The sequence below is a fragment of the Hyphomonas sp. genome, assembly GCF_040882205.1.
GTDB lineage: Bacteria > Pseudomonadota > Alphaproteobacteria > Caulobacterales > Hyphomonadaceae > Hyphomonas.
The window spans coordinates 22,508-32,621 of record NZ_JBBEBT010000130.1 but is presented as its reverse complement, the minus strand read 5'-3'; the positions used below and the strand labels follow the sequence as shown (position 1 = coordinate 32,621).

At 65.6% G+C, this 10,114-nt stretch carries 9 protein-coding genes; 4 read left to right on the top strand and 5 right to left on the bottom strand.

Features of this window, described 5'->3' with window-relative positions:
• Window positions 1-125: 125 nt before the first annotated feature.
• The gene (locus WEA77_RS05165; RefSeq protein ID WP_368066797.1) at window positions 126-1,130 is read right to left on the bottom strand and encodes a trypsin-like serine protease; all 1,005 of its coding nucleotides are present in this window, start codon (window positions 1,128-1,130) and stop codon (window positions 126-128) included.
• Window positions 1,127-2,122, bottom strand: a complete 996-nt coding sequence (locus WEA77_RS05160) for a P1 family peptidase (protein WP_368066796.1) — start codon at window positions 2,120-2,122, stop codon at window positions 1,127-1,129. Before WEA77_RS05160 ends, WEA77_RS05165 begins: the two co-directional genes overlap by 4 nt.
• A gap of 78 nt (window positions 2,123-2,200) precedes the next feature.
• Here WEA77_RS05160 and ggt point away from each other — a divergent pair, with 78 nt between their 5' ends.
• The 4 genes from ggt to WEA77_RS05140 all read left to right on the top strand — a co-directional run bounded on the left by ggt (window position 2,201) and on the right by WEA77_RS05140 (window position 6,158).
• Window positions 2,201-3,976, top strand: coding sequence for a gamma-glutamyltransferase (gene ggt, locus WEA77_RS05155; protein WP_368066795.1), 1,776 nt, complete (start codon window positions 2,201-2,203; stop codon window positions 3,974-3,976).
• Between the two features lie 18 nt (window positions 3,977-3,994).
• A complete protein-coding gene (locus tag WEA77_RS05150) occupies window positions 3,995-4,582 on the top strand; it encodes a thymidine kinase (RefSeq protein WP_368066794.1) in 588 nt (195 codons plus the stop codon).
• A gap of 117 nt (window positions 4,583-4,699) precedes the next feature.
• Window positions 4,700-5,254 (top strand): rhodanese-like domain-containing protein, encoded by a 555-nt coding sequence (locus WEA77_RS05145; protein ID WP_368066793.1) that lies wholly within the window; start codon window positions 4,700-4,702, stop codon window positions 5,252-5,254.
• 82 nt (window positions 5,255-5,336) lie between these two features.
• Entirely contained in the window at window positions 5,337-6,158 is an 822-nt protein-coding gene (locus WEA77_RS05140) for a ferredoxin--NADP reductase (protein ID WP_368066792.1), read from the top strand.
• A 6-nt stretch (window positions 6,159-6,164) separates the two neighbouring features.
• Here the strand turns inward: WEA77_RS05140 and WEA77_RS05135 are convergent, their stop codons facing one another.
• From WEA77_RS05135 to WEA77_RS05125, 3 genes are all read right to left on the bottom strand, one after another.
• A complete protein-coding gene (locus WEA77_RS05135; protein WP_368066791.1) occupies window positions 6,165-7,145 on the bottom strand; it encodes an alpha/beta fold hydrolase in 981 nt (326 codons plus the stop codon).
• 135 nt (window positions 7,146-7,280) lie between these two features.
• Window positions 7,281-7,925 carry a redoxin domain-containing protein gene (locus WEA77_RS05130; RefSeq protein ID WP_368066790.1) on the bottom strand — a complete coding sequence of 215 codons (645 nt, stop codon included), beginning with the start codon at window positions 7,923-7,925 and terminating at the stop codon, window positions 7,281-7,283.
• Window positions 7,926-7,967: 42 nt separating this feature from the next.
• Window positions 7,968-10,082: a protein-disulfide reductase DsbD family protein gene (locus WEA77_RS05125; RefSeq protein WP_368066789.1), complete on the bottom strand. Its 2,115-nt coding sequence runs from the start codon at window positions 10,080-10,082 to the stop codon at window positions 7,968-7,970.
• Window positions 10,083-10,114: the final 32 nt, after the last annotated feature.

The window sequence follows — 10,114 nt, the reverse complement described above, 5'->3', positions numbered from 1 at the left end:
ACTCCTGACCCCCAGATTCGTAGTCTGGTGCTCTATCCAGCTGAGCTACGGGTGCTTGGCCACTGCAAGGACCGGACACATACAGGCGCGTCCCCAGCCTTGCAAGCCTCAAAAACCCTCGTGGTTCAGCCGGGCGTAACAGCCGTATCAGGCGCAGATTCCGGCGCCGTTTCGGCGGGCGGACCCTCCGGGACTGCAACCGTTTCGGGCGGTGCGGGCGCCTCAACCGGGTCCAGAACGCTGGCGATCCAGTCCGCATAGGCGGAAACACGCATATAGACGCCGGGATTCTCAGCGCGGCCGCACCCGAGGCCCCAGCTGACGACGCCGGCCTGCACCGGGCCGCCCGGCGTGCGCAGCACCAGCGGCCCGCCGCTGTCGCCCTGGCAGGCATCCGTGCCGCCTGTGCCGGCGCAAAGCTGGGTGGCGCTGTCGACTGTGACGCCGGAATAGACCGCATCGACCAGCCCTTCCCGCTCCAGACCCGTGCGGATGCGTTCGGCGCACACTTCCGCCGGCAGCGCCGGCACATAGCCCTCCTGCAGGATCAGCGACCCCGCCGCGACCTGGCGGCCGCTACGCGTGACACCGTCCTGGCCCTGTGCGCTCTCGCCTTTCTGGCCATAGCCAGCCGCCCACACATCGGCATAGGGATCGTAGATGCCCTCTGCCGAACCGGTGAGCCCTGCGACCGGCATAGGCATCGCCGCCGAACGCCCGGCGAGCCGCAGCAGGGCGAGATCATGGCCACGCTCCGGCGCGCCCGGTTGATAGTCCGGATGCAGGATCACGCCGGCAACCGGCAATACGCTGCCAGGCGGAATGGTGCGCAGGTCGCCCAGGCCGATCGCCACAGCCACGGCGCCGCGCCGGGTTTCACCAGAATATTGCGCTGCCCGGCCAGACGCCTCGATCCGCATGTCTTCGGCGCAATGCGCCGCTGTCAGTACCCAGTCGGGCGCGATCAGCGTGCCGCCGCATTCGTGAAAGACATCCTTGCCGGAGACGGTCTGGATCGACGTCATGCCGGGCCATTTTGCCGGGTCAGCGTCGCGCCCGGCAACCATGCAGCCGGCGAGCACGCAGGCGCTGGCTGGCGCCAAGAGCGACCATTTCAGCCAGCGGATCATGCCGCGTCTCCCTGCCGTTCGGCTTCATACACAGCGCGCGCAATGCTGCGCGCCAGCGTCGAAGCTGCGAGTTCGCCGATGCGCGCAATCAGCTCTGGGCGCGGCCCGTCGATCTGCCGGCGCGCCGTCGCGATCACGAACACCACATCCCCGTCAGTTGGCGCAAATACCGGCCGGATCGCACGCGCCATGCCCGCCAGCGCCATCTGCGCGACACGTTCGGCCTCGTCCCGCGTCAGCACGGCATCAGTTGCGATACAGGCAATCGTCGTGTTCTCGCGCGGCGCAGGGTTCACTTTCGCGGCGCCCCAGTCTTCCGGATCAAAACCCTGCGTGACATCCGGCCGCGCGCCGCCGAACTCGCCGCCGATCTCGAAAGGCCAGGCCCAGAAGGCTGCGCTGTTCGGCATGCGCACCGAACCAAAGCTGTTGACTGCGGCGAGCGCGCCGACCGTCAATCCGTCCGATGCCACAATGCTCGCCGATCCCGTGCCGCCGGGCGCCTGCCCTGCGCGGGCACCATAGGCCGCCCCTGACCGCCCCAGCCGGAAGGCCTCACCCGCGCTGTCGAATGCCTTGCGCGCGAGTCCCGAGTAGGGCGCGACGTCGCCCCATTCCTTGTCGCCGCCATTGGCGAGATCGTAGAGAATCGCCGAAGGGACGATCGGCGTCGGCGGCACACCCGGCCGGGGCACCAGCGCGAAACCGCGCCCCGCGGCCTTAAGGCCAGCCATTACGCCGTCGGCCGCCGCCAGACCATACGCGCTGCCGCCCGACAGGCAGATCGCATCCGCGCCGCCAACCAGACGTCCGCCGCTCAGCACATCCGTCTCCCGCGTACCCGGCCCGCCGCCCGCAACGGCGACGGCGCCGACGGCGAACCTATCTGGCAGGATGACCGTGACACCGCTGCGCACGCGGGCATCTTCGGCCTGCCCGACCAGAATGCCCGGAACGTCTGTAATGAGGTTGCGCGACCCCGGCTTTGCCATGTTAAGAGCCTTATCAGCTGATTTGTCTGTCCCGGTCTTAAGGGCCTGCGGGCGCCCCGCCAAGCAAAGGGTTTTCACATGCGCCGTCTCCCCCTCCTCGCGCTAGCTCTTGTGGTGTCTGCCTGCGCGCCAGCCGCCGCGCCGCCGGCTTCCACCGTTGACGTTCAGGAGACCGCGCCGGAATCGCTTGGTGACTTGTCCTGGACCAAGGGCGGCATGGTCGCGGCGGCGAATCCCTACGCCGTGAACGCCGGTCTCGAAATCCTGCGCAATGGCGGTAATGCCATAGATGCAGCAATCGCGGTGCACGCCGTGCTGGGTCTCGTAGAGCCTGAAAGCTCCGGCATCGGCGGCGGCGCCTTCCTCGTCCATTATGACCGCGCAACCGACAAGATCACCGTGTTCGACGGCCGCGAAACGGCGCCGGCCGCAGCCCATGCCGACTGGTTCATCAAGGACGGCAAGGCGATGGACTTTATCTCTGCCTGGCAATCAGGCCGATCGGTCGGCGTGCCCGGCCAGATCGCGCTCTACAAGGCAGCCCACGACGCGGGCGGCCAGGCCGACTGGGCATCGCTGTTCGAACCGGCGATCCGGCTTGCCGAGGATGGCTTTGAAGTCTCCCCGAAACTTGCCCAGACCCTCGCCTCACCGCGCCTGCGCGCCGCGATCCGCCTCGACGACAATCCGGTCACCGCGGCCTATTTCTACCCGGACGGCCAGCCGCTTGCGGCCGGTTTCGTGCGCACGAACCCCGCCTATGCCGCCACGCTTGCTGCGATCGCCGAAGAAGGCCCCGCCGCCTTCTATACCGGCAGCATTGCCGCCGAGATCGTCGCCGCCACCAATGACGGCCCGGACGGCGGCGCGATGACGCTGGACGATCTCCAGAACTACAAGGTCGCCGTGCGCGAGCCGGTCTGCGGCGAACTTCAGAGCGGCTACAAGATCTGCTCCGCCCCGCCGCCAAGTTCGGGGGGGATCACGCAGAACCTTATCATGGGCCTCTACGACTATCTGAAACCTCCGGCGACGGTGAACGCGGATGAGAGCCTTTACCTGAAAGCCTTCGTGGACGCCCAGCGCCTCGCTTACGCCGACCGCGATCACTATGTCGCGGACGGGGATTTCGTGACTGTGCCAACTGCCGAGCTGATTGACCCCGCCTATATCAAGGCGCGGGCGAAAGAGGCGTTTGCACCGGATGCGAAATCCTATCCGGGCGATCCGGGAACCGTGCTCGGCAAGGAGCCTATGCGCGCCATGTGGGGCGAAGACACCACCACACCCGGCGCCGGCACTACGCACATCTCGATCATCGACCTTGACGGCAACGCGGTCGCCATGACCGCCACCGTCGAAGCCGCTTTCGGTTCCTCCCGCATGGCCGGCGGCTTTCTCCTCAACAACGAACTCACCGACTTCGCGCTGACGCCGACCAAGGGCGGCAAGCCCGTCGCCAACGCCCCCGCCGCCGGCAAGCGACCCCGCTCCTCGATGTCGCCGACGCTGGTGTTCGACAAGGGCGGCGACCTCTTCATGGTCACCGGCTCGCCGGGCGGCAATTCGATCATCGCCTATGTCTCGAAAACGCTGGTCGGCGTTATCGAATGGGGCAAGACGGCTCAGGAAGCTGCCGCGCTGCCGAACATCATCGCGCGCGGCGATACGGTGGCCGTCGAAGTCGACGTGGAGGGTGGACCGGAATCGGCCGACGCCCTGCGCCAGATGGGTTACACGGTCGAGGAACGCACCGGCGAGAATTCCGGCCTCCACCTGATAGTCGTGCGCGACAAGGGCCTCGAAGGCGGCGCCGATCCCCGCCGTGAGGGCGTCGCCCTGCCGATCCGCTGACGCATCGCGCCCGCCGCCATGGCCAAGCTTTACTTCTCCTATGCGGCGATGAATGCCGGCAAGTCGACGATCCTGCTCCAGGCGGCGCACAACTACCGTGAACAGGGCATGGAAGTGCTGCTGCTCACCTCGGCGCTCTACCGCGACGCCGATGACGGCCATATCAGCTCGCGCATCGGCATCTCGGCCGAAGCGACGCTTTATAGGCAGGACACGGACATTTTCGTCCTGATCCAGGAACGCATGGGTCAGGGGCGTCTCGACGCAATCTTTGTCGACGAGGCGCAGTTCCTCACCCGCGATCAGGTCTGGCAACTCGCCCGCGTGGCGGACCATCTCGGCATGCCGGTGCTCACCTACGGTCTGCGTACGGATTTCCGGGGCGAGTTGTTCGATGGCTCAGCCGCTCTCCTCGCCATCGCCGACTCACTGCGCGAAGTTCGCACCATCTGCGAATGCGGCCGCAAGGCCATCATGGTCGTCCGCCTCGGCCCGGACGGACGCGCGCTGACGGAAGGCGACCAGATTTCGATCGAGAAGACGACCTATGTCTCCCTCTGCCGGCGACACTGGGAAGAGCGGATGGGCCGTTTCCCGAAAGGTTAAGCAGGCCGCCGCGTCACAAACCGGCACAGATTTCGCAGCAAAGCCCTCAAGCGTGCACATTCTGGCCACTGAGTCCGGTGACTGTGGGAGCCTGAAGGCCGCTCAAGGAGACCGGCTATGAACCATGAGCCCATGAAGACGAACCTGCCTTTTGTCGCCGCCCTGGCCATTGCCGGCCTCACCGCCATGATCCTTTTCGCCGTTCTTTCAGCGCCTGCGGAAGCGGACGAAAAGCCCGGCCTGGTCGATTATCCGGGCTTCCTTGAACTCGGCAAGGACATCGCGGCCTACCGCGAAACCCGCCTGATCGACCTCGAAACCTTCAACGCCATGAAGGCCGATCGGGATACCATTATTATCGATGCCCGCAGCGCCGGTAACCATGCCCTCGGCCATATCTCGGGCGCGGTGAACCTTAACTTCTCGGATTTCTCGGAAGGCATGCTGGCCGAAGTCATTGGCTCAAAACAGCACCGTATCCTGATCTACTGCAACAACAATTTCACCGACAACGTCGCCCCGGTGATGCTGAAATCGGCGCCGCTGGCCCTCAACGTGCCGACCTTCATCAACCTGTACGGCTATGGCTACGCGAACATCTACGAACTCTCGGGCGAATACAGCATCGAGGACCCTGAAATCGGCTGGGTCACCCGCCCCACCTATCAGTAAAACTAAAGCCATCATCTGACGCATTGCTTTTGGCACGCGCCCGGCTCAATTGGGGCCGAGACATCTCCCAGGAGGGCTGAGGATGAGCGCTGACGCGCCCGCCGGCCAGACGGCCGCAGTGAAATTGAACCCGAACGGACCGACCGAGGAAACCGTCCTCGCCGTCGAACATTATACCGACCACCTCTTCCGCTTCCGCCTCACACGCCCGCAGAGCTTCCGCTTCCGCTCGGGCGAGTTCGTGATGATCGGCCTGCCGAAGGAAGACGGCAAACCCCTCCTGCGTGCCTATTCGGTGGCCTCCCCGTCCTGGGACGAGGAACTTGAATTCTACTCCATCAAGGTGCCCGATGGCCCGCTTACCTCGCGCCTGCAATCCATCAAGGTCGGCGACAAGGTCCTCCTCGGCCGCAAGCCGACCGGCACGCTTGTGCTCGACGCCCTGACCCCCGGCAAGCGCCTCTACATGTTCTCCACCGGCACCGGTTTTGCCCCCTTCGCGAGCCTCGTGCGCGACCCTGACACCTATGAGCGCTACGAGCAGGTGATCGTCACCCACACCTGCCGCGATGTCGCCGAACTCACCTATTCGCGCAATCTGATCGACAGCCTGAAGGACGATCCGCTGGTTGGCGAACTCGTCGGCGGCAAACTGGCGCTCTACACGACGACGACGCGCGAGCCCTACCCGAACATGGGCCGCATCACGACCCTGATCGAGAATGGCAAGCTCTTCACCGATCTCGGCGTCCCGCCTCTTGATCCGTCCACGGACCGAGCCATGATGTGCGGCTCGATGGAGATGATCCAGGACAGCAAGGCGCTGATGGTCAAAGCCGGCCTGTCCGAAGGCTCCAATGCGTCGCCCGCTGAATTCGTGATCGAGAAGGCCTTCGCCGGGTGATCGGGTTCACACGCGCCGGTGCGGATCGGAATGATCCCATTCGGCCAGCAGCATGCGCAGCGCCGAGATGAAGGCGATCGGCTGATCCAGCATCACATGATGGCGCGCGTGAGGGATCGAAACAAACGGCACCTGGTGCCCCAGCAGCGCGCGCATGTAATCGCGGACCTCGTCCGGCATCAGCGCGCTTTCCTCCCCCCGGATGATCGCTACCCGGCACTTCGCCGCCTTCAGTAGCTCCCCGCCATCTCGGCCCGGCTCGAACCGCGTCCAGATCGTCGGATCGAACTTCCAGGTCCATCCGCCCTCGGCGCGTTTCAGGCTCCAGCGCGCAATATAGTCCATCGCGAAATGGTTATCGCACAATTGCGGCGGCGCAAGCCGGAAGCGCGACAGCGCGGCAGCGAGATCGGCATAGACCTTGTGCGGACGGCCGGCCCGCGACGGCCCCTGATGCGGCCGCTCCGGCGGGTTAACCGGACTATCGACGATCACCATGCCCTCGAACTTGTCGCCATGCTCGGCGCCGGTGACAAGAGTGACAAAGCCCCCAAAGGAATGCGCCACGATCACCGGCTTGCGCGGACCATCGAACAGGCCCGCATCTTCCGCCACCGCGACCTGTTCGGCAGAAAAGGTCGCCATGTCATAGTTTTCGCGCCAGGCGCTTTCGCCCATGCCCGAGAATGTCAGCGCCGCCACATTGTAATGCTCGGCAAAATAGGGCGCGATAAAATCCCACCAGTGCGCATGCGCGCCGTTTCCGTGCACGAACAATAATCCCGGCGCCCCGCGCTTGCCCCAGCGCTGGTAGGAGACCTGCGCACCCAGCACCTCGATGCGGTGCGTTTCATAAGGCGTTGCCACCGCATCCGGAAACCAGTCCGGCGCCGGCGGCAGTGCGCCGCCATATTCTGCCAGAGGCCCACCTTCCGACGGCATTTCCGGCGGCTGGTCGCGGACAATCGGATCACTTTCCCGGCTCATACGCCCTCTCCAGGTTTCAGGCTACAGTCTGCGCTGGACAGGCCCCGCCAATCAACCCCGTCCGCAACGGCAGGCGCGCGGCATGAAAAAAGGGCTGGAGGCGGTGCCCGGCCCTCTTATCCATCCGTCTCCGGATTACTTGTACTTGACGGCGCAGCCGTAAGGCTTGGTTACCGGTGTTGCGACTGGCGTGCCGGAGTTGAGGTCTGCCAACGCAGCGGTGACGTAGTTGGTGGCCCCGGCAATGTCATCCACCTTGGCCGAAGCCTTGGAATCGATGGCGCCATCATAGGCGAGTTCACCTTTCGGCGTGATGATGAACATGTGCGGCGTCGTCTTGGCGCCGAAAAGCTTGCCGACTGTCCCGGCCTCATCAAGCACCACATGCGCCGGTGCAGCGCGCCGCGAGGTGGTCAGCTCAATTGCCCGCCCCGCATCGGCGTAGCCCTGCTCTCCTACCGCCGAAGAAATCACGGAGATCCAGACGATATCGTCCGCCGCCGCGCTCGTCTGGAGTGTCTGCATATTCGACGGCGGCGCCGCGTAGTGTTTCTTCACGAAGGGGCAGCCGTCATTGGTCCATTCGAGGATCACCGTCTTGCCGGCGAAGTCTGCGAGGGAAATTGTCTCGCCGGTGGCTGTCACGCCCGTAAAGGCCGGCGCCGGTGCGCCGGTCGCGGGCGCGGCCTGCGCGGTTGAGGCAATCAGCGCGCCGGCCGTCAGCGCAACGGCTGTGGCCATGCCGGCGGCAAGCGAAAGGTGGCGGCGGGTGATCTGCATCGTCGTCTCCTGGCGATAGGGTTTGGAACGCAGTCTATAGGCCTAGCGGCCTTCGACAAGTCCAATGACAAGTTCTTGAGTGAGCAGTTCCGGCAGGATTTCAGGCTCGGAGGATCCGGCCGGATACCACAGGTACATCGGCACCCCTGCACGCCCGCGCCGCTGCAGTTCCTGCGCAATCGCCGGATCCTTCTGGGTGAAGTCTGCCACGAGGAAGGCGACATCCGCCGCCGCGAACGCCTCTTTCACGCGCTTCGTATTCAGCGTCGTCAGCTTGTTGACCTGGCAGCTCGCACACCAGCTGGCCGTGAAATCCACAAACACTGGCCGACCCTCGGCAATCCGCGCACTCACGGTCTCCGCGCTCCATGCGGCCTCGCCATAGGCCGGACCCGATGGCTCTGCGCCCGCGCGGCCCGCCGGCACATTCGCCTGCACGGCCGGCAATCCGATCCCGACCGCCAGCGCCACAATCGCCAGCGCCCGGCGCACCTGTCCGCCGCCGCGCGATACCCAGACCGCAAAGCCGAGCGCGGTCGCTCCCGCCAGCGTCCAGCCGACCGCCCCTGCCCCGGCAAGGTCGGCCAGCACCGCCAGCAGCCAGGCCGCCGTCAGGAACATCGGGAACGCGAAGGCCTGCTTCAGCGTGTCCATCCACTTGCCGGGTTTCGGCAGCAGGCGCTCCAGGCCAGGCACGAAGCTGAGGACCAGGAAGGGCAGCGCCATGCCAAAGCCCATGGCCAGGAAAACCGCAATCACGGCGGGCGCCGGCTGCGTCATCACGGCGCCGAGCGCCGCAGCGAGGAACGGCCCGACGCAGGGTGCGCCAACCACCGCCGCCAGAACGCCGGTGAAGAACGCCCCGAGCGCGCCGCCCCGGCTTACCAGTCCGCCACCGATATTCTGCACTGATGCGCCAAGCTCGAAAAAGCCCATCAGCCAGAGACCAACGGCAAACATGATCAGCGCGAGGATCGCCACCGTCGGCGCGTGCTGCATCTGGAAGCCGAGCGTCAGTGTCTCGGTGGGCGTGCGCAGCGCGAGGATCACCAGAGCCAGCGCAAGGAAGGAGACCAGAACCCCGGTGGTATACCAGAGCCCGTGCGATCTCAGCTCGCCAGCATGCCCGCTCGCCGCCGCCGAGACCATGCCGACGGCTTTCATCGACAGCACCGGCAGCACGCACGGCATCAGGTTCAGGATCAGCCCGCCGACAAGGGCCATACCGGCAAGTCCGAGCAGGCCCTGCCAGCCAAGCGAGGACCTGTCCCCCGCGCCGGCGGCTGCGGCAACCGCAAATTCGGCCGTCCCGGCCAGCACATCACCCCGGGTGGCGGTGATCTCGTAACCCACCGGTTCAGAGCCGGGCGCATCCACACGGATGATACCCTCCAGCGCTTCGCCCACCGCGCCGGCACGGTCCGGGGTCAGCGACAGGCTTGCACCGCTCGGGCCGGCGCGCTGAGGCTGGTCGGCCGGATGGCTGATTTCGTGTTCGAATGGAAAGAAGCGGATGCGCGCCCCTTCGGCAAACCCGCCGGCCTGCACCAGGCTTAGCGTCCAGGGGTCAGATGCGTCGGTGATCCGGGCCTCGCCCTCGAACGGGCCGGGCACTTTCGCGATCCATTCGCCGATCAGCTGTCCTGATTTCGTATTCTCGACCGGCGCGCCGACCGGCAGCACGAGGGAGACATCCTGCCTTTCCGGAATGCAGATTGCTTCGCAGATCAGGTAGTCGGCTTCCGCAACGATGCTCACTTCGCCCGATGCATCGGCCGGCACGGTCAGCGGCAAGGCGAATACCGCCTCATCGTCATAGCCGTAGTCCATGATCTCGCCTTCGACGACAGGCAGCAGCTTCGGCAGGGGCCAGAGCATCTCACCGATGGCGCCTGCGGGGATATTGCCGCCCTCCTTCAGCACCAAATGTGGCGGCAAGCCGGCATCCCCGGCATTGCGCCAGTAGATGTGCCAGCCGGGATCCATGGTCATTTTCAGCGCGATGAACACTGTTTCGCCGGGCATCACGCTCGCCCGCTCGGAGATCAGCTCCGCTTCGGCGCGCCGCGCGGACGGGTCTGCCTGCGCGCCGGCAAGCGGAGCGAGCATCAGCAGTCCCGCAAGGGCCGCCATCAGAGCGCGGTAGGCGTGGATCATCAATCTGCTTTCCTGCCAGATCTAGCCAGACG